This is a genomic window from Hymenobacter daecheongensis DSM 21074 (genome assembly GCF_900141805.1).
GTDB lineage: Bacteria > Bacteroidota > Bacteroidia > Cytophagales > Hymenobacteraceae > Hymenobacter > Hymenobacter daecheongensis.
On the sequence record NZ_FQYN01000010.1, the window covers coordinates 121,845 to 145,351 of the forward strand.

The window sequence follows — 23,507 nt, forward strand, 5'->3', positions numbered from 1 at the left end:
ATCGGTACACGATTCGTTTTGATTTGATACACGATTGAATTTGCTGATTATACGCCCCTGGGCAGGGCGGACAGTTTCCGTAGCTGCATCCATCTGCCTGCCAGTGCCGGCACTACAAACGAAACGGCCCTACTTCCGCGCGGAAGTAGGGCCGTGTTCTTGGTGGGGGGAGCAACTACTCCGTCACCGTAATCTTCTCAAACTGGCGGGCCTTGCCGGGCAGCGTCTTGTGCTTCTCCTTGCCCAGGGCCGCGGCGGGCTCGGGCACCCAGTGGTGGCGGCCGCCGGCCTTTTCGTCGTTGAACTCGGTGGGAATGTCGTTGGCTTCGGTGCGCTCCTTCCAGGTGAGGTGGGCGGTGCCGTCGTCCTGGCGGTCCATGGTGATGCAGTCCTCGACGGGGCAGACCAGGGAGCACAGGTTGCAGCCCACGCAGTTGGCCTCGATGATTTCGGGGACGCGGGTGCCAGCGTTGAGCTTGATGGCCTGGTGGGCGCCGTCTTCGCAGGCGGTGTAGCAGAGCTGGCAGCCGATGCACTTCTCCTCGTGGATGTTGGCCGTCACCTTGTACTTCATGTTCAAGTCTTCCCAAGGTAGCACGTTGGGCAGGGCCTTGCCGACGAAGTCGTAGATGGTGTTGAAGCCCTTGTCGGTCATGTACTGCTCCAGGCCGCTGGTCATTTCGCGGATGATGCCGAAGCCGTAGTGCATGGCGGCGGTGCAGACCTGCACCGAGGAGGCCCCGAGCAGGATGTGCTCCACCGCGTCGCGCCAGGTTTCGATGCCGCCGATGCCGGAGATGGGCAGGCGCACGTCGGGGTGCTGGGCGCAGTTCTTGAGCATGTTCAGGGCAATGGGTTTCACGGCCGGGCCGCAGTAGCCGCCGTTGGAGCCCTTGCCGTCCACGATGGGGTAGGGGGCAAACAGGTCCAGGTCCACGCCGACGATGCTCTGGATGGTGTTGATCAGCGAAATGGCGTCGGCCCCGCCGCGGCGGGCGGCCATGGCGGGCTCGGTGATGTCACTGATGTTCGGCGTGAGCTTGACGATAACCGGAATCTTGGCCACTTCCATCACCCACTCCACGATGGTCTGGAGCACGTCGGGCTCCTGGCCGACGGCCGAGCCCATGCCCCGCTCGCACATGCCGTGGGGGCAGCCGAAGTTGAGCTCGATGCCGTCGGCACCGGCTTCCTGGCTCTGGCGCACGATGTCGTGCCACTCCTGCCGGCTCTGCACCATGAGGGAGGCAATGACGGCGTGGTTGGGGAAGCGCTTCTTGACTTCCTCGATTTCGCGCAGGTTGTCGGCCAGGGGGCGGTCCGAAATCAGCTCGATGTTGTTGAAGCCCATCATGCGCTTGTCGCGGTAGTTGACGCTGCCGTAGCGGCTCGACACGTTCACGACGGGCACGCCCAGGGTTTTCCACACCGCGCCGCCCCAGCCGGCGTCGAAGGCTTTCATCACCTGGTAGCCGGAGTTGGTCGGCGGCGCCGACGCCAGCCAGAAGGGGTTCGGGGACTTGATGCCGGCAAAATTTATGGAGAGGTCTGGCATGGGAGAGTAAGGTCTATGGCTAGAAAACTCCCCTCCTTTTTTCAAGGAGGGGTGCCCGAAGGGCGGGGTGGTAAGCTAGAGCTAGATAACTAGGGTTAGTTTCCCTCCTTTTTTCAAGGAGAGGCTAGGGGTGGTTCTATGGTTGAACGACTACTGGCTCTAGTTTTCTAGCTCTAGCAACCACCCCGCCCTTCGGGCACCCCTCCTTGAAAAAAGGAGGGGAACTAGCTCCTAACCCCTAACCCCTAGCTTCTTGCTTCTAATTCCTAGCTCCTGGTTTTCAAATATTCGTGGATGCCGCGGGCGGCGGCTTTGGCTTCGGCGGCGGCATTGACGACTTCCGCGCCGCCGTTGCGGGCGTCGCCGGAGGTGAAGTAGCGCGGGTTGGTGGTTTGGCCCGTGCGCTCGTCGGCCACGATGCGGCCTTTGCCATCTACTTCCAGGCCCGGAATCAGGCTTAGAAACTGGGTCTGCTTGGCCTGACCGGTAGCTTTGATCACCATGTCGCAGGGCTCGATGAACTCGGAGCCGGGCACGGGCTGCACCTGGCCCTCGTGCAGGGCGGTGCGGATAAACTTCACGCCTTCGACCTTGCCGTTGCCCACGATTTCGATGGGGGCCACGTGGAACAGGCCTTTCACGCCCACGCCCTTGGCCAGGTCATACTCGAACTCGTAGGCGCCCATGTCTTCCTTGCCGCGGCGGTAGGCCAGAATCACCGAGTCGGCCCCCATCCGCGACGATTCCGAAGCGGCGTCCATGGCGGTGTTGCCGCCGCCGAGCACGATGACCTTGCGGCCCACGGCGGTGGCGTGGTGGTTCATGCGCAGCTGCTCGATGAATTCGACCGCCCCCACGCAGTTTTCGCGCTCCTCGCCGGGCAGGCGCAGGGCGTTGGTGCGGCCCAGCCCGATGCCCAGGAAGATGGCGTCGTACTTCTCCTCCAGCTTTTGCAGGTCCGCGCGGGAGCTGATGGGCGCGTTGTAGGTCACCGAGTAGCCGAACTGCTGTTGCAGATAATTCATCTCGGCAATGACTTCCTCGTTGGTGATTTTGTAGGGCGCCACACCGTACACCGTCAGGCCCGAGGGCTGGGCTTTGGCCTCGAACACGTCCACCTCGTAGCCCAGGGCCCGCAGCTCGCAGGCGCAGCTGATGCCGGCCGGCCCCGCGCCGATGATGGCGACCTTGCGGCCGTTGGGGATACCGGGCGTAAACAGCGGCTTTTCCTCCTCGATGGCCTTACGGGTGGCAAAGCTCTGGAGGCGGCCGATTTCAATAGGCTTCACGTCCTGGAGGTTGTACACGCAGGCCCCCTCGCAGAGCACTTCCGTGGGGCAGACCTTGCCGCAGGCGTTGCCGAAGTAGTTGGCCTCGTAGATGGTGCGGGCCGCGCCGGTGTCGTTGCCGGAGTTGATCTGGCGGATGAACTGCGGGATGTCGATGCCAGAGGGGCAGGCCTGGATGCAGGGCGCATCGAAGCAGAACAGGCAGCGCGAGCTTTCAAACAGGGCCTCGGAGGAGTTCATCCGGGGCTTGAGCTGGGCAAAGTTCGCGTGGAATTCCTGCTCGGAAGTAGGAGTAGGGTATTCAGCCATTGGGGCGGGAATTTTCGGAAAGGAAGGGGGAAAAATCGTGTGTCATCCTGAGTGCAGCGAAGCGGAACGAAGAACCTGCCTCCGACAACTCAGGAGCTTTTTTTCAATAAGCCAAGTCCTTCGCCGCGGGGCAGAAATGAGCATTGAAATCAGCTTCTGCTGCGGTAGGAGGAAGGTCCTTCGCTTTGCTCAGGATGACAGACGACCAAGAAACGGCTTACAGCTCGACCAGCTTCTCGTAGGTTTCGGGGCGACGGTCGCGGAAGAACTGCCAGGTGTTGCGCACTTCCTCAATCATGTCGAGGTCGAACTCGGCGATGAGCAGCTCGTCGTTGTCTTCGGAGGCCTGGGCCAGGATCTGGCCGCGTGGGTCCACGAAGTAGCTGGTGCCGTAGAACTTGCCCAGGTTCCAGGGCTTTTCTACCCCGACGCGGTTGATGCAGCCCATGAAGTAGCCGTTGGCGGCCGCGTGGGCGGGCTGCTCCAGCTTCCAGAGGTACTGGGAGAGGCCGGCCACGGTGGCCGAGGGGTTGTACACGATTTCCGCGCCGTTCAGGCCCAGCACCCGGGCCCCGTCGGGGAAATGCCGGTCGTAGCAGATGTACACGCCCACCTTGGCGTACTTGGTCTGGAACACGGGGTAGCCCATGTTGCCGGGCTTGAAGAAAAACTTCTCCCAGAAGCCCGAAGTGTGCGGAATGTGGTTTTTGCGGTACTTGCCCAGGTAGGTGCCGTCGGCATCAATGACAGCGGCCGTGTTGTACAGAAAGCCCGCCGACTCCCGCTCGTACACGGGCACAATCATCACCATGTTGTACTTCTTGGCGTACTCCGCCATGCGGTCGGTGGTCGGGCCGGGTACCGACTCGGCCGAGGCATACCAGGCTTTGTCCTGGCCGGGGCAGAAGTAAGGTGTGTTGAAGATTTCCTGCAGGCACAGAATCTGCACGCCCTGGCGGCCGGCTTCCTCGATGAGCGGAATGTGCTTCTGCACCATGGCTTCCATGATTTCGGCAATCGTGCCTTCGCCTTCCGTCATGGGCAGGCTCATCTGGATCAGGCCGGATTTGATAATTCGTGGCATTGGGGGAATTTTGAGGGGTGAGTGTTGAATGTTGAGTTTTGAATGGCTGCGGGGCTAGAGCTAAAAGCTAGTTCCCCTCCTTCCTTCAAGGAGGGGCTAGGGGTGGTTCAATCGTTGAACGACCTGCTAGCTCTAGCTTTCTAGCTTACCACCCCGCCCTTCGGGCACCCCTCCTTGAAGGAAGGAGGGGAACTAGTTCCTTGCCCTAGCTCCTAAAAAGCCGTTTTTCCGCGCTTGATGAACTTGCCGTAGCCGCGGCCGACTTTGGCCTGGCCGGCATCCACGGCTACCTGGCCGCGAAGCAGCACGGTGTCGATTTTGCCGGTCAGCTCCCAGCCTTCGTAGGCCGAGTAGTCGACATTCATGTGGTGAGTAGCGGCCGAAATCGTGTGCTTCTTGGTAGGGTCGATGATAACCAGATCCGCGTCCGCACCGATGCTGATAGTGCCTTTGCGGGGGAACATGCCGAAGATCTTAGCGGCGTTGGTGCTGGTCACTGCCACGAACTTCTGCAGGCTGATGCGGCTCTTGCTCACGCCCTCGGAAAACAGCAGCTCCATGCGGTGCTCGATGGCCGGGTGGCCGTTCGGGATTTTGGAGAAGTCGTCCTTGCCCATCAGCTTCTGCTCCCACATAAAGGGGCAGTGGTCGGTGCCCACCACCTGCACCAGGCCCTGGTTGATGCCGGCCCAGAGGGTTTCCTGGTCCTTTTTCTGCCGCAGCGGCGGCGACATCACCACCTTGGCCCCGTTGGCCTCATCCTCGTAGAGCGAGGCGTCGAGCACCAGGTACTGAATGCAGGTTTCCACGAACACGCGCTGGTTGCGCTCCGTGGCCCGGCGCACCTGGTTCAGGGCGCCTTCGCACGTCAGATGCACGATGTAAGCATGCACGCCGGTGTAGTTGGCAATGTCGGCGAAGCGGCCGGAGGCTTCGGCCTCCGTCACTTCGGGCTGCGAGAGGTAGTGGTAGAGCGGCGAAAGTTTGCCCTGGGCGCGGTGCTGGGCAATGAGCGTGTCGATCATGTCGCCGTTGGTGGCGTGGGCCGTCACCAGGGCACCGTGCTTGCGCACCTCCTGCATCAGCCCCACCATCTGCGCGTCGTCGATCATCAGGGCACCCTTGTAGGCCATGAAGGTTTTGAAGGACGTAATCCCTTCCGCCACCATGTCCTTTATTTCCTCCTTGGTGCTGGGGTTGAAGTCCGTCACGGCCATGTGGAACGAGTAGTCGCCGACGGCGGTACCGGTGGCGCGGCCCTGCCACTCGGTAAGGGCTTCGCGCAGGCTGTGGCCCTGCTTCTGCAGCACGAAGTCGATGACGGTGGTGGTGCCGCCGTGCAGGGCGGCGCGGGTACCGGTTTCGTGGGTGTCGGAGCTGAAGGTGCCCATGAACGGCATGTCCAGGTGCACGTGCGGGTCGATGCCGCCGGGCACGATGAGCTTGCCGGTGCAGTCGATGACTTCCGCCCCGTCGGCCTTCAGGTTGCGGCCGATGGAGACGATGGTTTCGCCCTCGATGAGGATGTCGCAGATGGCGTCCGAGTCGGCGGTGACGACGCGGCCGTTGCGCAGGAGCAGGGACATGGGTTGAATCGTTAAGTGATTGGGCGGGTACCGGCCGGGGAGCGGCGGAGCCCGTAGAAATAAAACAGCAGCGAAATGAGCAGGCGCAGTGCCACGTTGCCCCAGATGCGGGCCGTCAGCCCTTGGGAAAATGCCAGCACCTCAACGGCCGCGGTGGCCAGGTGAAACCCGATAAACGTGCGCACCACTACCCGCAGCGCCCCCGCGTCCTGAATGCGGCGCGCCAGGTAGGATAAAGCTCCCAGCGCCAGCTCAGCCGCGCCCAGCAGATAGGCCAGCAGGCGGGCGTCGGGTGGCAGGGCGATACCCACCGTGGCCGGAATGCGGGCCGGACTCAGGATGAGCACCACGCCCGCTCCCAGGGTTACCAGCGCGTGAAGCAGCAGCAGGCGAGACAGGTTCATGAGCAGCTTCCTCCCAGGTTGCCGGCCCGGACCCCCGGGCGGCGTTCCATTCTAATGCACGTACTCGTCGGCGATGCTCAACGCTTCCGAGATAATGGCCAGACCTTCATCCAGCTCATCTTTGGTAATGTTCAGCGGGGGGGCAATGAAAATGTAGTTCCAGCGCACGAAGGTGTACATGCCCAGCTCCTTGATGCGGGCCGCCACCTTATTCATAATGTCCATCTGGCTGGGGGCCGCGTTCCAGGGAGCCATCGGCTCCTTGGTGGCGCGGTTTTTCACCAGCTCCAGGCAGCCGAACAGACCCGTATTGCGCCAGTCGCCGATGCTGGGGTGCTTTTCGATCAGCTCCGCTACGCGCTTATCGAGGTGCTTGCCCATCTGCACGGTGTTGTCGAGCAGGCCGTCCTCCTCGTAGATGTCGAGCACGGCCACGGCGGCGGCGCAGCTTACCGGGTGGGCCGAGTAGGTGAGGCCCAGCGGCAGGGGCCGGTCGTCGAAGTGGTGGGCGATGGTGTCGTCCACCATCACCGCGCCCAGGGGCAGGTAGCCGGCCGTGATGCCCTTGGCCATGCACATGATGTCGACTTTCACGCCGTGGTGGTCGGAGCCGAACCACTTGCCGGTGCGCCCGAAGCCCGACATCACCTCATCGGCAATGAGCAGGATGCCGTGCTTGTCGCAGATTTCGCGCACCCGCGTCCAGTACGTGGGCGGGTACTTAATGCAGCCCGATGTGCCCGACTCGCCTTCCATGATGATGGCCGCCACGCTGCCGGGGTTCTCGTAGCCTATTATGCGCTCCATAGCCGCCGCGGCCCGCTCGGCGCACTGCTCGGGCGTTTCGGAATACCAGGGGCAGCGGTAGAAGTAGGGGTTTTCGACGTGCACCGTGCCGGGCATGGCCTGGCTGTCCACGGCAAACTTGCGCGGGTCGCCGCCCACGCTCAGGGCCCCGTACGAAGCCCCGTGAAACGACTGGTACAACGACACGATCTTGTGGCGGCCGGTGTACACGCGGGCCAGCTTGATGGCGTTTTCAATGGCCTCGGCCCCGCCCAGGGTGAAAAAGGCCTTGGTCAGGTTGGGAGCAGTGATTTCGGCCAGCCGGCGGCCCAGGTCGCCGCGGGCCTTGGTAATCATGCCCGGGTACACGTAGCTCAGCTCCCGCATCTGCGCCGCCACGGCCTCGGTCACGCGCTGGTCGCCGTGGCCGATGTTCACGTTCATGAGTTGCGACGAGAAGTCGATGTAGCGCTTGCCGTCCCGGTCGTAGAGGTACACGCCCTCAGCCCGCTCGGCGCTGATCGGGTTCAGCCCGGTTTGCTTCGACCAGGAGAAGAGGGTATGCTCGAGGTTATCCTGCAGGATCTGATCCTTGTCGGTGTCGGTGTAGGTTTCCATGTAAAAAGAGGGTGGAAATTTTTTCTAGAAGCTAGTTCCCCTCCTCAGATGAGGAGGGGCTAGGGGTGGTTGAAATGGCAGAACGATGGCTAGAGCTAGTTTTAAAAGTCGTTCAATGCGTGAACCACCCCGCCCTTCGGACACCCCTCCTTGAAAAAAGGAGGGGACCTAGATTCTAGCTATAGCTCTAAAGTAGGCTAGCTCATCCAGTTCACCCGCGACTCCGGGTTCCACTTCGTCGTAGTCTTCTTCAGCTGGGTCCAGAACTCGATGCTGCTCTTGCCGGTAATGTCGCAGGCCCCGAACTTGGAGTCGTTCCAGCCGCCGAAGGAGAACGGCTCCCGGGGCACCGGCACGCCGATGTTGACGCCAATCATGCCCGCGTTGGCGTGGTCCATCACGTAGCGGGCCGAGCTGCCGCTGCTGGTAAACACGGCGGCGGCGTTGCCATACGGGTTGGCGTTTTCGATGTTCAGGGCCTCGTCCAGGGTGTTGGTGCGCATGATGGCCAGCACCGGGCCGAATACTTCCTCCTGGGCAATGCGCATATTGGGGGTCACGTAGTCGATGACGGTAGCGCCCACGTAGTAGCCGCCCTCGTGGTCGGGCACGGTGGTGTTGCGGCCGTCGAGCAGCACTTTGGCCCCGGCGGCTTCGGCTTCGGTGATGTGCTTTTCAATCCGCTCCTTGGCGGCCTTGCTGATGACGGAGCCCAGGTTCTGGCCGGGCACGATCTTGCGGGCTTCCTCCACAATCTTGGCTACGATGCCATCCACCGCGCCCACGCCCACCATCGTTGAGCCGGCCATGCAGCGCTGCCCGGCGCAGCCCGACATGGAGGCCGCCACGTTGGAGGCCGTCATTTCGGGGTGGGCGTCGGGCAGTACCATCAGGTGGTTTTTGGCCCCGCCCAGCGCCACGCAGCGCTTCAGGTGGGAGGTAGCCCGGATGTAGACCACCTTGGCAATGGCCGTGGAGCCCACGAACGACACGGCCTGAATGGCCGGATGGTCGCAGATGGCCTCCACGATTTCCCGGTCGCCATGCACGATGTTGAGCACACCGTCGGGCAGGCCGGCTTCCTTGAGCAGTTCGGCAATGCGGCCAGCACTCAGGGGCACGATTTCCGAGGGTTTCAGAATCATGGTATTGCCCAGCACCAGCGCGTTCGGGATGGTCCAGTGGGGCACCATGTTGGGGAAGTTGAAGGGGGCAATGCTGGCCACCACGCCCAGGGGCTTGCGCTCCACGCGGGCTTCCACTCCCTTGCTCACTTCCAGAAACTCGCCTTGGATCAGCTGGGGCATGGAGCAGGCAAATTCGGTCAGCTCAATGGCCTTCTCGACTTCGGCGCGGGCTTCGTCGTAGGTTTTGCCGTTTTCCTCGCGCACCAGGTCGGCCAGGGCTTTCATGTCGCGCTCCAGCAGGGCCTTATAGCGGTAGAAAATCTGCACCCGCTCCTTAATTGGAGTACTTGACCAAGCTGGATAGGCGGCTTTGGCAGCCTGTACAGCCTGGTCCAGTTCGGCGGTGCCGGAGAGGGGTAGGGTAGATATGACTTCGCCCGTGAGGGGGCTTTCCACGTCCAGCGTCCGGCTGGCCTGGTTGTCTGCAAACTGACCACCAATATAGTTGCGAACAACAGGGTATTTTACTGTTTGGACTTCCATGTTACGTTTGTGTTAAGTTTCGCAAGTAACGGGTTTCCGCAAAACAACCCAACGATGGCTATCTTTTTATTCTTGCTAGAAAGTGAGTGCTCACCCACCAATTTAAAAACTTAGTTCTGAAAAGGTAAGGTGATTATGGCTTTGCAAGTACTGTGGGTCACTATATGAGGATGAAGGAATGAGTTGTTCTGCTCCAGATCAACTGTTGTAGGCTCTTTATCTACAACCCAAATTTGATGGGCATCAAATAATGCTATTTATCTCATTTGGCATAATAGCCGCAGCGCGGCGGCAGGTTTGTAGAATCAGGGGCAGACGAAAGCAAAAGCCGCGTAGCGGTGACAGAGCCGCTCGGACGACTCTGCCACCGCTACGCGGCTTGGGTTTATTTAGCGCGTGAATTGCTACAAACCTGTCGCCACTAGATGACTTCTGGCTTATTCCTTCCTCCTTATTTATTGCTACAAGCCTGCTGCCGTGCTACGGCTGTTTCTGCCCTGGGTTTCTTGTAAGCCGCTGGCAGGAATGCGCGGTAGAAACGCCCGGATCTGCTGCTGCCAGGCGTCTGGGTGGCGGTGCCAATAAGGCTCGTGGCCAACGCCGCTAAAGTAATGGCGCTGCTTCGGCCCGCGCAGGGCGGCGAAAATACCGTCGGTTTCCTGCCGGGTGACGCGCTTATCGGCGAGGCCGTAGAGGAGCAGGGTAGGGGTGCTGATACGGGCAGCGTAGCGACGGGCATTGTGGTCGAAAGCCCAGAAGCTGTTCTGAATGCCGCCCCAGAATACGAGCAGGTTGGCCAGCGGAAAGGGCGGCACATGCATCGCGCGGAATCGGTTCTGTGCGGTTTCGAGCATGCTGCCGTAGGGGCACTCCACAATGGCGGCGGCGGGCCGCACGCCCAGCTCACTTTCGGCCCGCAGAATGGCTACAGCGCCCATGCTCACACCGTAGAGCACGACGGGCACGGCCGGTTGCTGCCGCGTCAGAAAGTGAAAAGCTGTGGCCACGTCCTCGGCTTCGCGGTAGCCCACGGTGCAGCGGTAGCCGGCCGAGCCGCCCGCCCCGCTCAAATCAACCAGCAGCACGGAATAGCCCAGGGAGCGGAAAAACGCGGCCTCAGTCAGCAACTTCGACTTATCGCTGGTGTAGCCGTGAAACAGGGCTACGCGGCCCCGGGGGGCAGGTACGGCCCCGTACCATATTTCCAGCCGGCCGTTGGGACTATCCAGGGCCAGCGTTTCATAAGGAAAATCCGGGACGCCGGAGTTGACGGGCTTGGGATTGGCAACGCCGGTGAGCAGCAGGCCCAGCTTAGCGGGCAGCGTCAGCTTTTCGGGGCTGGCCGTGCGCGGGCTGGCCTCGGCGCTGAAGTGCGTGAAGTGCCAGGCGTGATTGAACGCAATGAGATTAACGAGCAGCAACAGGACGAGCAGCATCAGCCCAACCCGCCGCCTCACCGGGGGCGCGCGGGCCGCCCGGCCCCGGCTTTGCCCCCCGCCCCGCCCGCCTTGCCCGCCGGGCCGGATTTGCCACCGGTTGGCTTACCGCCCACCGGTTTGCCCCCGGCCGGCCGGCTGCCCGCCGCTTTGCCGCCGGGCCCGGCTTTTGGGCCCGCACCACGGCTGCCATCGGGCTTGCTGAAGCCAAATTTGCCTCCACTCGGCTTGCTACCTGCAGCGGGCTTGCGCGAGTCGCCGGAGGGGCGGATGCCGCCGGGCCAGAAGCCCGTGGACTTGCCCGCGCCGGGCTGCCGCGCCCCGGATTTGAAGTCGTTCGGACCCAGCACCTGGCCGGCAGTCAGCTCCTTGAGGTCTTTGATTTCGGCGGCGGTGAGGTCGCGCCACTTGCCGGGGGGCAGGCCGGCAATGCGCAGGTCGGCAATCTGCACGCGGATGAGGCGCAGGGTGGGAAAGCCCACGGCGGCCGTCATTTTGCGCACCTGCCGGTTCATGCCCTGCGAGATGGTGATGCGCAGCCAGCTGGTGGGAATGTTGACGCGGAAGCGCACGGGCTTGCTGCGCTCGGCTACCGCTACGGGCTCGGGCAGCATCTCGGCCTCGGCCGGCGAGGTGAAGCCGGTCTTGATATCTACACCGCGGCGCAGCTGCTCCAGGGCTTCATCGGTCGGAATGCCTTCCACCTGCACCCAGTATGTTTTCGGGATCTTGAAGCGGGGCTCGGAAAGGCGGTGCTGCAAGGGCTTATCATCAGTCAGCAAAACCAGGCCCTCGCTGTCGTAGTCGAGGCGGCCAACGGGATAGACGTTGGGTACATCTACAAAGTCCTTGAGCGTGGCGCGGCCGTTTTCGTCGGTAAACTGGGTGAGGACTTCGTAGGGCTTGTGAACGAGAACGTAGCGCATGGCAAAAGGGGAAAAGTAGCGCGAAGCGGTGCTTCGCGGAGATAGTAAAAAGCAGTAGTGCAGCCTGGGCGCGAAGCAGCGGCTGGCGTTACTTGCGAGGCCGCATCACCAGCTCCACCACTTCGCGGTTCGGATACACCACAAAATCGCCACTGTCGCGGGTGACGCGGCCGGTTTTGGTTTGCTCCTGAAAGGCGTGATGCACAAAGGTGCCGATTCTGACCGAGTCAGGCTGCTTCACGGGCCTGGTGATAGAGGAAGAATCGGCGGTGCTGATGAGGGTGGCGGCGTAGGCCACCGAGTCGCGGCGGGTGTAGGGGCGCAGCACGAAGCGGCCGGCGCGGTAGTCGCGGGGCTCATCGAGCCGGTCGCTGGCGTATTCGGATACGGCTGACTTGGCCTCTTTTTCAAGGCCGGGCTGGCAGCCGGCGCAGAGCGTGAGCAGCAACAGGAAGCAGAGTGCGGGGAATTTCATCGAAACAAACACAGAGGCCGGAGTAGCCCGCAAAGGTAAGCGCTTCTGCCCCAGAACGGCCATGTGAAACCGAATCGTCTGTCATCCTGAGCTTGCGAAGGACTTTACCACGCCAGCGCGAGTCGTTTTTCGATTATTGTTCTTATCTCACAAGGTCCTTCGCAAGCTCAGGATGACAATTGTCAACTAACAGTCATCTAAATTCCGCCCGAATACTTCCGCGCGGCCCATTCGGCCGTTATCAGCGCCAGAATCAGGAAAAACAGCCACTTCAGATTGATGAGGTCTTTTAGATCTTCCTGGCTGTAGATAACGGGTTTGGCGTTGGCTCGCTCGATATCCTGGGTGAGTTGGGCGAACTGGCTGGGATAATATAGCCGGGAGCCGCTGCGGCGGCTGAGCTGGTGGAGCAGGTTATGGTCGGCGCGGGCGGTGAGGGTTTCGAGCTGCTGCTCCTGCACTAGCAGCTCGCCGCCATCCTGCTGGGGCTGGCCGCCGAGCGTGGCGCGGGCGGCGTAGCGGTAGAGGCCGCCGGGCAGCGCGCCGAGGTGGAGCGGGGCGCCGTCTTCGCTGTTGGTGAAGCTGAAGGTGCGGGTTTTCTGCTTTTCGTCGGTGAGCGTAAGGGTGATGGGCTGGTTGTAGATACGCTCGAAAATGGCGTTGTAGGTTTCCGCGCCGAAGGTCACGTCGTCCTGGGTGGTAAAGGCGTCCTGGGTGGGGTACACGTCGAGGCGCTTCTTATTGGCATTGGCCGTGAGCAGCTGCAGGGTGCGCACGATGAGGCGGTCGTAGGCGTCGGGGCGGTCCTGATGGTCGGCGGCTTCCTGCAGGCGCCACTGCCAGCTGCCATCCGTAAGCAATGTGGCCTGGCGCTGCTGCGGCGTGCCGCCAAATACTAGCAGCGGCTTGCGGGTTTTCAGGCGGCCCACCTGCTGATACAGTGCGGCTTCAGCCCCACCCGCCAGGCGCAGCTCCCCAAAGGGCACCGGCGCGGGCGGGTAGGCGGCGAAGCGGCGCAGGGCATCTTCCTCGAAAGTGAAGCGCGCGAAGGCCGGGTTCAGCACCGGCGTCACGTCGTCGGTCTGGCTGCCGCGGGGCGAGATAGTGAGGCCGGTGCCGAGGCTGTTGTAGGCGTTGAAATCGGACTGCGCCCCCATGATGTAGAGCGCCGGCACGCGGCGGGCGCGCACCTGGGCCAGCACCTCGGCCCCCACGCCGCCGCGGGTGGGCAGCTGGTGCAGAATGGCCACGTCGAAATCCTGGGACTTGAGCGGGGCAATGCCGGGCAGGTAGGTGGTCAGGTCGAAGTTGTCGTTTTGCCGGATGGCGGCCCGCAGCGCCTTCAGGTCGGGGTGGGGGGCCGCGCCGGCCAGCAGCACCCGCAGCCGGCCCTTCACAATGTCGAGGTAGGCGAACTTGCTGTTGTTGAGCGCCGTGAACTCGCCCGGCTGCTTTTCAATCACCACTTCGTAGCGGCGCTTGCCGGGGGCCGGGGCCGTAACAAGAAACGTCGTTTTCTGCCGACGGCGGCCGGCGGGCAGCTTCACGCGCTGGGTCTGGAGCACGCGGCCACCTTCGCGCAGCTGCACCACCGCCGTGCCACCCGCGAATCCCTCGTAGCTGATTTCGGCCTCAATGGGAAATTTATTGCCGCTGAAGGCCACCCGGTTATACGTGAGGGCAGGCAGACTCAGGTCCTTCTTGGGCACTGTGTCGCCCACGGCTACGCTATAAATCGGGAAGCTAAATTCCGAATAGACCGGCGAGCGGCCCTGGTTCACGATACCATCCGAGAGCAGCACCACGCCGGCGAGGTTGCGGCCGTCGTAGCCATCCTTAATGCCGGAAAGCATTCCATCCAGATCGGTAGCAGATGCCTGAAAGCGGAGCGAATCGGGCCGGGTCGGGCGGCTTAGAGCTGAGTTCAGCGTGCGAGTTTCCACCCGGAATCCCCGGCCGCGCAGGCTTGCGGCCAGCCGTTGCAGGCCGGTAGTGGCCTGACCCAGCACGTCCTTCGGCGTAAAGAGCCCCACCGACTGCGAGTCATCAACGGCCAGCACGATAGTGGGCTGTTCGGTAGTGGTGCTGGTGGTTTTGATAAAGGGCGAAAGCAGCAGAAAGCACAAAAAGCTCACTACCACGAAGCGCAGCGCGGCCAGCGCGTAGTTCAGGGCCTTGCTCCAGGGCGCTTTGGCCGAGTAAAGCAGGGCCGCATAGCCCGCGCCCGCGGCCAGACACAACAGAATAAACCAGGGAGAAGCGGCGACGGATATCAAATGAGGAAAATAGCGGGTGAGAATAGCAAGAACCCTGGGCAGCGGCTCAGGGTTGCGTGACGAAGGTACGCAACGGGGGGAGCACTGCTTAGTGCCTTCGCCCCGCAGTGAAAGCTACGGCACAAAGGGAAAGGCCGTCATTCCGAGCGCAGCCGAGGAATCTCGCGTAATAAGGGTGGATTACTACTCACATGTCAGCACGCGAGATTCCTCGGCTGCGCTCGGAATGACGTGCTACTCATATGCTTTATGACACTAGGGCCGCGCATTGCCGCGCAATTTCCAGCTCCTCATTAGTAGGCACCACTAGCACCCGCACCCGGCTGCCGGCCGCCGAAAGGTTACGAATACCAGGGGCGCGGCGGGCGTTTTCCGCTTCATCGAGCTGGATGCCCAGGAAATCCATATCCCGGCACACCAGATGGCGCACGAGGGCGTCGTTTTCGCCCACGCCGCCCATGAAGACTACGGCTTCGGCGCCGTTCAGAGCGGCCAGGAAGGCACCCAGGTACTTCTTGATGCGGTAGGCGTAGAGGTCATAGGCCAGTTGGGCGCGCGGGTCGCCAGCTTCCAGTTCGCGCGTGATGTCGCGCATGTCGCTGTGGCCGGTGAGGCCGAGCATGCCGCTTTCCTTGTTCAGGAGGTTTTTGACGTTTTCCAAGGAATAGCCGAGTTGCTCGACCAAGTGGAAAATGACGGCCTGGTCGGTGTCGCCGGCGCGGGTGCCCATCACCAGGCCGTTCATGGGGCCGAAGCCCATGCTGGTATCCACGGAGCGGCCGGCCACGGTGGCGGCCATGCTGCAGCCGTTCCCTAAGTGCACTGTGATGATGCGCGCCTCGGGCTGGCCTAAATAGCGCAGGGTTTCGTGGCTCACAAACTGGTGGCTGGTGCCGTGGAAGCCGTAGGCGCGCAGGCCGTGCTTGGTGTACAGCTCCTCGGGCAGGGCAAAGCGGTAGGCGTGGGGCGGCAGCGTGCTATGAAAAGCAGTGTCGAACACGGCCACTTGCCGGGCCTGCGGAAACAGCTGCTCGGCCACTTCCATGCCCAGCAGGTTGGCCGGGTTGTGCAGCGGCGCCAGCGGAAACAGCTCCCGGATGCGGGCCTTTACTTCCGGAGTCACCAGCGTGGGCGCCCGAAACTCTTCGCCGCCGTGCACGGCGCGGTGGCCTACCACCTGCACGTCGGCGGGGTCGGGGAGCACGCCGGTTTCGGGGTCGGTGAGGTGGCGCATGGCTTCCTGCAGGCCGGTGCAGTGGTCGGGAATGGGCAGGGTGCGGCGCACGGTGTGCTCCTGGCCGTCGGGCAGCAGAGAAGTGTGGGTGAGCTGGCCGTCGGGCAGGCCGATGCGCTCCACCAGCCCGCGGGCCAGCGGCTGCTCCTGCGGCCAGCGAAACAGCTGGTACTTCAGCGAGCTGCTGCCGGAGTTGATGACGAAGATGTGCATGAGAGATGACAAGGGTGAATCGGAGCTGCAGAGGATAAGAACGTCCTACTGAGCTTGCCGAAGCATCTTTACCGCTTCGTTGAAGTTACCACCACAACGAAGCGGTAGAGATGCTTCGGCAAGCTCAGTAGGACGTTCTATCAAAATGCGAGTAGCAAAATTATAGGGTGTGCGTGCTGCTATGCAGCCGTTTTCTTGCCCGGCACTGCCTTCTTCACCAGCCGCACTACTTGGTCAATCAAAAAGCCCAACACCAGCCCGCCAAGTCCGCAGGCCAGCGCCTTGGCCAGCCAGGCTACCGCCGGCATGGAGGCCAGGGCTTCTTCCAGGTCGTGCAATAAATGAGCAGTGAAGGGGATGCCGTGGGCAATGATTTCGGCCCCGACCCACAGCATGGCGGCAGTGCCCACGTAGCTGAGAATGTTCAGGAAGTGGGGCATGAACCGCACGAGGCCGCGACCGAATTTCTGAGTAGCGGCGCTGTTGTTGGCTTCCGCCAGATGCAGGCCGACATCATCAGCCTTCACAATCAGGCCCACAAAGCCGTACACGGCCACCGTGATAAACACTGCCACGGCCAGCATCACGACAATCTGATTCACAATTGGCTGGCCGGTTACCTGGCTGTAGGCAATGGCCATGATTTCGGCCGACAGGATAATATCAGTGCGTACGGCCCCGGCCACGCGCTCCTGCTCCAGCTCCTCCGGGGTGATGGTCTGCATCTGCGCACTGTCCGGCTGCACCTCGGGGTGCTTGTTGAAGAGGGAATGCACTTTTTCATACCCTTCAAAGCACAGATATGCCCCGCCCAGCATCAGAATCGGTGTGATGGCCCAGGGCGCAAAATATCCCAGCACCAGGGCCGCCGGCGTCAGAATCAGCAGCTTGTTGAAGAGGGACTTTTTGGCAATCTGGAAGATGATGGCCAGCTCCCGCGAGGGGTCCAGGCCCACCACGTATTTGGGCGTCACGGCCGTATCGTCTATCACGATGCCCGACACCTTGCCGGTGGTTTTGGCCACTTGCGCCGGCACATCGTCCAGGCTGGCGGCGCTGACTTTTACCAGGGCTGCAACGTCATCTAGCAACGCAAAAAGTCCGGAGGCCATAGAGGTTTTTTAGGTGATGTAGGTCGATTTGGAAGAGGATGTTAGTCGTTCTGTCAGGCTGTCGAAACAGTGTAGAGACGTGTATTCGCGTCTCGTCGTTGTTTATCAGGCACGGTTTCGCCCGTTAAACGACGAGACGCAATTATGCGTCTCTACCTCGTTCTGGCTGATTTCGCGCAGTCAAAATTTACTGCTGCGCCTGAATAGCCGTCAACAGCACCGTGTTGTAAATGTCATCCACCGTACACCCGCGGCTCAAGTCGTTGACGGGCTTGTTCAGGCCCTGTAGCATCGGGCCGATGGCGAGGGCGCCGGTTTCGCGCTGCACGGCTTTGTAGGTGTTGTTGCCGGTGTTCAGGTCGGGGAAGATGAGCACGCTGGCCTGGCCGGCTACCGGCGAGCCGGGCAGCTTCTGCTGGCCCACGGCGGGGTCCACGGCGGCATCGTACTGAATGGGGCCTTCCACGAGCAGGTCGGGGCGGAGCTGGCGCACGAGTTGGGTAGCCTCGCGCACCTTGTCCACGTCGGCGCCCTCGCCGGACGTGCCCGAGGAGTAGGAGAGCATGGCCACCCGCGGCTCGATGCCGAAGCGCCGGGAGCTGTCGGCCGAGGAAATGGCTATTTCGGCCAGCTGCGCGGCGGTGGGGTTGGGGTTCACGGCACAGTCGCCGAACACGGCCACCCGGTCGGGCAGGCACATGAAAAACACCGACGACACCACCGACACGCCCGGCTTGGTTTTGATGAACTGCAGCGCCGGCCGAATCGTGTGCTGCGTGGTGTGCACCGCCCCCGACACCATGCCGTCGGCCAGGCCCTTGTACACCAGCATCGAGCCAAAATACGACACGTCGGTCATCAGGTCGCGGGCCATTTCCAGGGTTACGCCCTTGGTTTTGCGCAGCTCAAACAGCGTTTCGGCGAAGTCCTGAAACAGCTCGGAGCGGGCCGGGTCCAGCAGCTGCACGCGCTGCGGGTCCAAGGGGCGGCCGAGGCGCTTGGCGGCGGCCAGAATCTGGGCCGGGTCGCCGAGGATGGTGAGGCTCACCACGTCCTGCTCCAGCAGGCGGGCCGCGGCGCGTAGGATCCGGTCGTCGTTGCCTTCGGGCAGCACAATGTGCTTGCGCTGGCTGCGCGCCCACTGCAGCAGTTGATATTGAAACATGTGCGGCGTGAGGCCGCGCGGGGCAAACGTGCTGAGCTGCTCCAGCAGCCGCGCCGTGTCGAGGTGGCGCTCAAACGTCTGGATGGCCAGCCGGATTTTCTTGGCCTGCCCCGGCCCAATGCGCGCCTGAATGCTGCCGATGCGCGTGGTGGTCTGGAACGTGCCGTTTTCTACCAGCATAATCGGCACGGCCACGGGCAGGCCCTCAATCAGGCGCAGCACCGAGTCTTCGGGGCGGTAGCCGCCCGTGAGCACCAGCCCCGCCACCCGCGGGTAGTTGGCCGACATATTGGCTTGCAACGCCGTGAGGATGAGGTCGGCCCGGTCGCCGGGCGTGATGATGAGCACGTTTTCCTGCAGGCGCGTCAGAAAGTTGGGCACCTGCATCGAGCCGTTGATGAAGTGGTCGACGGGGTTGGCCAGCTGGTCTTGCCCAAACAGCAGTTCGCCGCCCAGCTGATCGTAGATTTCCTGCATAGTAGGGCTGCGCAGGGCCTGGTTTTCCGGTATCACGGCCAGCTGGGTGTCAGGCGGCAGCTGGTCGCGGAGGCGGGCGCGCACGTCGTCGGCCTGCTCGGGGGCCACGCGGTTGAGCACCAGCGCCAGCACCTGCACCTCGCTGTCGAGGGCATCGCGGCGGATGGAGAGGGCCATGTTCACGACCTGCTCCACGGTTTTGTCGAGGCCCGAAATCAGCAGGATGGCCGGAATGCTGAGGTTGCGGGCCACTTGCCAATTGAGGTCCAGCTCCAAAGCCAGGCCGGTGCCCACGAAATCGGTGCCTTCCACCACAACGAAATCGTGGGCGGCTTCGAGCTGCTTGAAGCGGTGGATGATGGTGTCAAGCAGCTCCCCGACGCGGCCGGTTTCGGTGAGGTGCAGGGCTTCCTGACCGGTGGTGGCGTAGGTATCGGGGTAGGCTAGCGGCAGCTGGAAATGCTGCAGCACGGTTTCGATGTGGGCGTCGGGTTGGCCGGGGCTGAGCGGGGTGATGATGGGCTTGAAGTAACCAACTTTCTGGGCCTGGCTCAGCAGCAGGTGCACTAGCCCCAGCGTCAGCAACGATTTGCCGCTGTAGGGCTCGGCCGTGGCAATGAAAACCGCTTTGCTCATAAGGGTTTTGGGTAGTGGTTCAGCTGGGCTTACGGAGGAAGGGCAGGGCGAGTGGCCGGGTAACGAGTTTTCACGCGGTGTCTCGCGGTGGGTGGCGCAGTGGCTCGCAGTGAACGACCACCCCGATACTCTGCGCCACCCACCGCGAGACCCTGCGTGAAAATGCCCTACAATCAGCCCTACGTCAGCATGCCGCCATCTACCTGCAATACCTGCCCGGTGATGTAGCTCGAATCATCCGAAGCCAAAAAGGCAGTAGCCTTCGCCACGTCCTCAGGACTACCGCCGCGGCGTAGCGGAATGGCTTTGCGCCACTCGTCCACCTGCTTGGGGTCCAGCGCATCGGTCATTTCGGTTTCGATGAAGCCAGGCGCAATGGCGTTGCAGCGGATATTGCGCGAGCCCAGTTCCAGCGCCACCGACTTGGTGAAGCCGATAATGCCGGCCTTGGAGGCGGCGTAGTTGCTCTGCCCCGCGTTGCCCTTCACGCCCACCACCGACGACATATTAATGATGCTGCCGGCCTTGGCCCGCATCATGGGCTTGGTGGCGGCTTTGGTCAGGTTGAACACCGATTTCAGGTTCACATTCAGCACCTGGTCCCACTGGTTCTCGCTCATGCGCATCAGCAGCCCATCCTGGGTGATGCCGGCGTTATTGACCAGAATATCGAGCTTGCCGAAGGTGGCTACCACGTCTTCCACCAGCTTTTCGGCCTGGGCGTAGTCAGAGGCATCGGAGCGGAAGCCTTTCACTTTGGTGCCGTGGGCGGCCAGCTCCGTGGCCAGCGCCTCGCCCTTCTCCACGCTGGAGAGGTAGGTAAAAGCTACATCCGCGCCCAATTGGGCAAAATATACCGCAATGGCGCGGCCAATTCCTTTGGAAGCCCCCGTAATCAGGGCCACTTTTCCGTCGAGCAGTTTTGTCATTTGTTAGGGAGCTATAAGCTTTAAGCCGCAAGCTACAAGCTTTTTTTAGCTGCCGACAGCCAGCCAGGGGCTTTGTTTGCTACCGGCTGGCCACCAAATGCCGGCCTCATCTTATCCTGCCTGCAGCTCGTAGCGCACACCGGCTCACAACAGCTTATGGCTTGCGGCTTGTAGCTTGCAGCTGAAATGGAAACTGATATCTGTATTCTGGGGGCCGGGCCGGGCGGGGCCACGGCGGCGCTGCACCTGGCCAATGCCGGCTACCGCTGCCTGCTGCTCGACCGCGCCACTTTCCCCCGCGACAAAGTGTGCGGCGATGCCCTCAGCGGCAAAGTCATCAACGAGCTGCGCCGCATCGGCGAGGAGTTGCCGGCCCGCCTCACCGCCGCGCCCATGCAGGTGCCCAGCTGGGGCATCGATTTTTTCGCGCCCAACGGCCGCCGCCTCGGCATTCCCTTCCGGCCCGATTTCGACAAAACCCGCCACGCCGCCGCCGGCCACATCGCCAAGCGCCTCGACTTCGACAACTTTCTGGTGGAAGAAGTGCGCCGCCGCCCCGAAATCGACTTCCGCGAAAACGTGGACATCACCCAGCACGAGCGGCTGCCCGACGGTCGCTGGTGCCTGCGCACTGCCGACGGCACCGAAGTAGCTACTGTCAAACTGCTGCTGGTCGCCAACGGGGCCCAATCCAGCTTCGCCCGCCAGATTGCTGGCCACGCCCTGGAGCCCGACCACCACTGCGCTGGCCTGCGCGCTTACTACGAGGGCGTAACGGGCCTGAGCCCCGACAACTTCATTGAGCTGCACTTTATCAAAGATTTCCTGCCCGGCTACCTCTGGGTGTTTCCCTTGCCCAACGGCCAGGCCAACGTGGGTGTGGGTATGCTGACCAGCGCCGTATCGAAGAAAAAAGTGAACCTGCGGGCCCGGCTCGCCGAGATGCTCGAAACGCACCCGGCCCTGAAAGAGCGGTTTGCTAATGCCACTCGCCTCGGTCCCGTGCGCGGCTTCGGGCTGCCGCTGGGCTCGAAGCGCCGCAGCCTCTCTGGCGCGGCCTACCTGCTGCTCGGCGATGCCGGCTCCCTCATCGATCCGTTCAGCGGCGAGGGCATCAGCCACGCCATGGTTTCGGGCCGCCACGCCGCCGACTGGGCCGCGCAGGCCGTGCGGGCCCAGAATTTCTCGCCCGAATTTTTGCAGCAGTACGATGCTGCCGTGTACCGCCGCCTGGGCCAGGAGCTGCGCCTGAGCCGGGCCATGCAGCGCCTGCTCAACTTTCCCACGCTGTTCAACTTCATTGCCAACCGCGCCGCCAACAATCCCACGCTGGCCGAAACCCTCTCCAGCATGTTCATGGACCTGGACATGCGCGAGCGGCTGCGCCAGCCGGGTTTCTACGTGAAGCTGTTGTTTGGCAGCAAGTAAGCTGTGTTGCCCTCGTCTGTCATCCTGAGCTTGCGAAGGACCTTCCTCGGATAAGCTGCGAGCATGTTAAAATGAGCAAAGCCCTTTACCATTGTAGCAGTAAAGGGCTTTGGGCGTTGAAAGACGGTTGCAGTAGACCACGAGGAAGGTCCTTCGCAAGCTCAGGATGACAGGCGGCTCATGAGGCCAGATATTATCGATGCTAAGCAAAAAAACTAATCGTTGCCCGTGTAGCGGCGCAGGCTTTTGGCGGCTTCCGGGTTTAGCTGGGTGGCTTTTTCCAGATCCAGCTTGGCCTCTTTGGGCTTGTTGATGGAAGAGTAGCAGATGCCGCGGTACTCAAAGGCATCGGCATAGTTGGGGTCGAGGGCAATAGCTTTGGTGAAATCGGGGATGGCGCTGCCGAAGTTGAACATCTGCATTTTGGCCGCGCCGCGTCCGAAGAAGGCTTCTTTATCGGTCGGATTGTACTTCAGGGCCTTGGAAAAGTCGCTGATGGCGGCCGGATAGCCTTTCAGCTTCAGGCGCGTGAGGCCGCGGTTGTAGTAGGCCTCGGCGTTGGTGGGCTTTAGGCGCAGCAGCGTATTGTAGTCCAGAATGGCCTCTTTGTAGTCTTTGAGGTGGCTTTTGGCCTTGGCCCGCACCAGCAGCGCATCCGCATTGCGCGGCGCCGATTTCAGCATCGCATCCGCCGTCCGTATTTCGGCTTTGTAGTCGGCGTTGGTTTTGCGGGCAGCGGGTTCCACCACGGCTGGGGCCGCCGGGGCGGGGCTGGCGGCCGGGGCGCTGGCGGCGGCCGCGGCATCGGGCATTCCTGCAGTCGGGGCCGGAGCGGAAGTGGAAGCGGGAGCCGGGGCCGCGGTGGCCGTGGCTACGGCGGGCACACTGGCCACGGCCCGGCGCGAGTCCGGCTTATCTTTTTCTACGGTGGTGGCACATTGCGTAGTGAGCAGCACCAGCGCCGCCCCGGCAAAAAAACGAACGGTAGACAGGTTAATCATGGCGTAAGAAGCAGATTGTCAGGCAGAAAAGAAGGGAGGTGAGGCGCGGCCACGTGCGCGCGGGCCCCAGCCAGCGTGTAAGACGTGAAGCGGGCCGGGAGGTTGTGGTTTGGCGAAAAAAAAGCGTCTGAACCAGGAGCTCAGACGCGCAGTAACCGGATAATGGCTAATTACTTATGCGTGCGGTAGCGCTTCAGAGTTTTAGCAGCTTCTGGGTTCAGCTCGGCCGCTTTTTCCAGATCCGGAATGGCCAGCTTCTCCTGATACGAGTGCGAGTAGCAGATGCCGCGGTACTCGTAGGCTTCGGCGTTGTTGGGGTCGAGCTTAATGAGCTGGCTGAAATCAGGAATGGCTCCCTTGTAGTTGTCGAGCTTCATTTTGGCCACGCCCCGGTACAGCAGGCTGGCCTGGTGATTGGGGTCGAGCTTGAGGGCTTTGCTGAAATCGGCAATGGCCTGTGCCAGCTGGTCGGCGCGCAGCTGGGCGGTGCCGCGGGCGTAGTACAGCTCCACGTTGGCGGGCTGCATTTTGATGAGTGTGGCGTAGTCGGCCAGGGCTTCCTTGTAGTCTTTCAGGGCCACATGCGCCTCGGCCCGGCTCAGCAGGGCCTGCGCATCGCGCGGGCTGGTTTTGAGTGTTTCCTCGGCCAGCCGGATTTGGGCCTTATACTCGCTGTTCGACAGCTTCTTAGCCGACGCGGTAGTGGCGCTGCCTCCGGGAGAGGGCGAAACCAGGGTAGTGGCTGTGGGGGCGGCGAAGTTTTGCTGAGCCTGCGCGGCCGACAGCGTGAGCGCACCCAGAAAGAGTAGAGCGGAAAGGTGTTTCATAAGGAAAGAATATAGAAAGGAGAGTGTGAAAACAAAGAAAGAGAGGCAACTGGCCAGCTATGAAAAGGCAA

The 23,507-nt window shown here is 62.1% G+C and carries 18 protein-coding genes; 1 reads left to right on the forward strand and 17 read right to left on the reverse strand.

From position 1 onward, the window contains the following. Window positions 1-175 precede the first annotated feature (175 nt). The 15 genes from preA to fabG all read right to left on the reverse strand — a co-directional run bounded on the left by preA (window position 176) and on the right by fabG (window position 20,180). Entirely contained in the window at window positions 176-1,555 is a 1,380-nt protein-coding gene (gene preA, locus BUB62_RS17325) for an NAD-dependent dihydropyrimidine dehydrogenase subunit PreA (RefSeq protein WP_073112318.1), read from the reverse strand. Window positions 1,556-1,821: 266 nt separating this feature from the next. Further along, window positions 1,822-3,153 carry an FAD-dependent oxidoreductase gene (locus BUB62_RS17330; RefSeq protein ID WP_073112320.1) on the reverse strand — a complete coding sequence of 444 codons (1,332 nt, stop codon included), beginning with the start codon at window positions 3,151-3,153 and terminating at the stop codon, window positions 1,822-1,824. A 217-nt stretch (window positions 3,154-3,370) separates the two neighbouring features. After that, window positions 3,371-4,237, reverse strand: coding sequence for a nitrilase-related carbon-nitrogen hydrolase (locus BUB62_RS17335; RefSeq protein ID WP_234988811.1), 867 nt, complete (start codon window positions 4,235-4,237; stop codon window positions 3,371-3,373). A 212-nt stretch (window positions 4,238-4,449) separates the two neighbouring features. Then, window positions 4,450-5,823: a dihydropyrimidinase gene (gene hydA, locus BUB62_RS17340; protein WP_073112323.1), complete on the reverse strand. Its 1,374-nt coding sequence runs from the start codon at window positions 5,821-5,823 to the stop codon at window positions 4,450-4,452. A gap of 11 nt (window positions 5,824-5,834) precedes the next feature. Then, window positions 5,835-6,227: a hypothetical protein gene (locus BUB62_RS17345; protein ID WP_073112325.1), complete on the reverse strand. Its 393-nt coding sequence runs from the start codon at window positions 6,225-6,227 to the stop codon at window positions 5,835-5,837. Between the two features lie 51 nt (window positions 6,228-6,278). After that, a complete protein-coding gene (locus BUB62_RS17350) occupies window positions 6,279-7,631 on the reverse strand; it encodes an aminotransferase class III-fold pyridoxal phosphate-dependent enzyme (protein ID WP_073112327.1) in 1,353 nt (450 codons plus the stop codon). Between the two features lie 197 nt (window positions 7,632-7,828). Further along, window positions 7,829-9,301 carry a CoA-acylating methylmalonate-semialdehyde dehydrogenase gene (locus BUB62_RS17355; protein WP_073112329.1) on the reverse strand — a complete coding sequence of 491 codons (1,473 nt, stop codon included), beginning with the start codon at window positions 9,299-9,301 and terminating at the stop codon, window positions 7,829-7,831. Window positions 9,302-9,762: 461 nt separating this feature from the next. Continuing rightward, on the reverse strand, window positions 9,763-10,737 hold the full coding sequence (locus BUB62_RS17360) for an alpha/beta hydrolase (protein ID WP_143164257.1): 975 nt from the start codon (window positions 10,735-10,737) through the stop codon (window positions 9,763-9,765). Window positions 10,738-10,754: 17 nt separating this feature from the next. Beyond that, window positions 10,755-11,663, reverse strand: coding sequence for a pseudouridine synthase (locus BUB62_RS18820; protein WP_084539169.1), 909 nt, complete (start codon window positions 11,661-11,663; stop codon window positions 10,755-10,757). Between the two features lie 88 nt (window positions 11,664-11,751). Beyond that, window positions 11,752-12,138: a hypothetical protein gene (locus BUB62_RS17370; RefSeq protein WP_073112332.1), complete on the reverse strand. Its 387-nt coding sequence runs from the start codon at window positions 12,136-12,138 to the stop codon at window positions 11,752-11,754. Window positions 12,139-12,335: 197 nt separating this feature from the next. Further along, window positions 12,336-14,414: a VWA domain-containing protein gene (locus tag BUB62_RS17375; protein WP_234988812.1), complete on the reverse strand. Its 2,079-nt coding sequence runs from the start codon at window positions 14,412-14,414 to the stop codon at window positions 12,336-12,338. A gap of 247 nt (window positions 14,415-14,661) precedes the next feature. Next, a complete protein-coding gene (locus BUB62_RS17380) occupies window positions 14,662-15,861 on the reverse strand; it encodes an acetate/propionate family kinase (protein ID WP_073112336.1) in 1,200 nt (399 codons plus the stop codon). 179 nt (window positions 15,862-16,040) lie between these two features. Continuing rightward, complete coding sequence (locus BUB62_RS17385) at window positions 16,041-16,973, reverse strand: DUF808 domain-containing protein (RefSeq protein ID WP_073112337.1); 933 nt, start codon at window positions 16,971-16,973, stop codon at window positions 16,041-16,043. 187 nt (window positions 16,974-17,160) lie between these two features. Further along, window positions 17,161-19,251 (reverse strand): phosphate acetyltransferase, encoded by a 2,091-nt coding sequence (gene pta, locus BUB62_RS17390; protein ID WP_073112339.1) that lies wholly within the window; start codon window positions 19,249-19,251, stop codon window positions 17,161-17,163. A gap of 179 nt (window positions 19,252-19,430) precedes the next feature. Next, window positions 19,431-20,180, reverse strand: a complete 750-nt coding sequence (fabG, locus tag BUB62_RS17395; protein ID WP_073112341.1) for a 3-oxoacyl-[acyl-carrier-protein] reductase — start codon at window positions 20,178-20,180, stop codon at window positions 19,431-19,433. 186 nt (window positions 20,181-20,366) lie between these two features. Here fabG and BUB62_RS17400 point away from each other — a divergent pair, with 186 nt between their 5' ends. Further along, entirely contained in the window at window positions 20,367-21,608 is a 1,242-nt protein-coding gene (locus BUB62_RS17400; RefSeq protein ID WP_073112342.1) for an NAD(P)/FAD-dependent oxidoreductase, read from the forward strand. A 215-nt stretch (window positions 21,609-21,823) separates the two neighbouring features. Here BUB62_RS17400 and BUB62_RS17405 read toward each other — a convergent pair whose 3' ends face one another. Beyond that, a complete protein-coding gene (locus BUB62_RS17405) occupies window positions 21,824-22,609 on the reverse strand; it encodes a tetratricopeptide repeat protein (protein WP_073112344.1) in 786 nt (261 codons plus the stop codon). A gap of 170 nt (window positions 22,610-22,779) precedes the next feature. After that, entirely contained in the window at window positions 22,780-23,436 is a 657-nt protein-coding gene (locus BUB62_RS17410; RefSeq protein WP_073112345.1) for a tetratricopeptide repeat protein, read from the reverse strand. Between the last annotated feature and the right edge of the window lie 71 nt (window positions 23,437-23,507).

Excerpts from the sequence above, each read along its gene's own strand:
- preA (WP_073112318.1), bottom strand. The coding sequence starts at position 1,555 with ATGCCAGACCTCTCCATAAATTTTGCCGGCATCAAGTCCCCGAACCCC.
- BUB62_RS17330 (WP_073112320.1), bottom strand. The coding sequence starts at position 3,153 with ATGGCTGAATACCCTACTCCTACTTCCGAGCAGGAATTCCACGCGAAC.
- BUB62_RS17335 (WP_234988811.1), bottom strand. The coding sequence starts at position 4,237 with ATGCCACGAATTATCAAATCCGGCCTGATCCAGATGAGCCTGCCCATG.
- hydA (WP_073112323.1), bottom strand. The coding sequence starts at position 5,823 with ATGTCCCTGCTCCTGCGCAACGGCCGCGTCGTCACCGCCGACTCGGAC.
- BUB62_RS17345 (WP_073112325.1), bottom strand. The coding sequence starts at position 6,227 with ATGAACCTGTCTCGCCTGCTGCTGCTTCACGCGCTGGTAACCCTGGGA.
- BUB62_RS17350 (WP_073112327.1), bottom strand. The coding sequence starts at position 7,631 with ATGGAAACCTACACCGACACCGACAAGGATCAGATCCTGCAGGATAAC.
- BUB62_RS17355 (WP_073112329.1), bottom strand. The coding sequence starts at position 9,301 with ATGGAAGTCCAAACAGTAAAATACCCTGTTGTTCGCAACTATATTGGT.
- BUB62_RS17360 (WP_143164257.1), bottom strand. The coding sequence starts at position 10,737 with ATGCTGCTCGTCCTGTTGCTGCTCGTTAATCTCATTGCGTTCAATCAC.
- BUB62_RS18820 (WP_084539169.1), bottom strand. The coding sequence starts at position 11,663 with ATGCGCTACGTTCTCGTTCACAAGCCCTACGAAGTCCTCACCCAGTTT.
- BUB62_RS17370 (WP_073112332.1), bottom strand. The coding sequence starts at position 12,138 with ATGAAATTCCCCGCACTCTGCTTCCTGTTGCTGCTCACGCTCTGCGCC.
- BUB62_RS17380 (WP_073112336.1), bottom strand. The coding sequence starts at position 15,861 with ATGCACATCTTCGTCATCAACTCCGGCAGCAGCTCGCTGAAGTACCAG.
- BUB62_RS17385 (WP_073112337.1), bottom strand. The coding sequence starts at position 16,973 with ATGGCCTCCGGACTTTTTGCGTTGCTAGATGACGTTGCAGCCCTGGTA.
- pta (WP_073112339.1), bottom strand. The coding sequence starts at position 19,251 with ATGAGCAAAGCGGTTTTCATTGCCACGGCCGAGCCCTACAGCGGCAAA.
- fabG (WP_073112341.1), bottom strand. The coding sequence starts at position 20,180 with ATGACAAAACTGCTCGACGGAAAAGTGGCCCTGATTACGGGGGCTTCC.
- BUB62_RS17400 (WP_073112342.1), top strand. The coding sequence starts at position 20,367 with ATGGAAACTGATATCTGTATTCTGGGGGCCGGGCCGGGCGGGGCCACG.
- BUB62_RS17405 (WP_073112344.1), bottom strand. The coding sequence starts at position 22,609 with ATGATTAACCTGTCTACCGTTCGTTTTTTTGCCGGGGCGGCGCTGGTG.
- BUB62_RS17410 (WP_073112345.1), bottom strand. The coding sequence starts at position 23,436 with ATGAAACACCTTTCCGCTCTACTCTTTCTGGGTGCGCTCACGCTGTCG.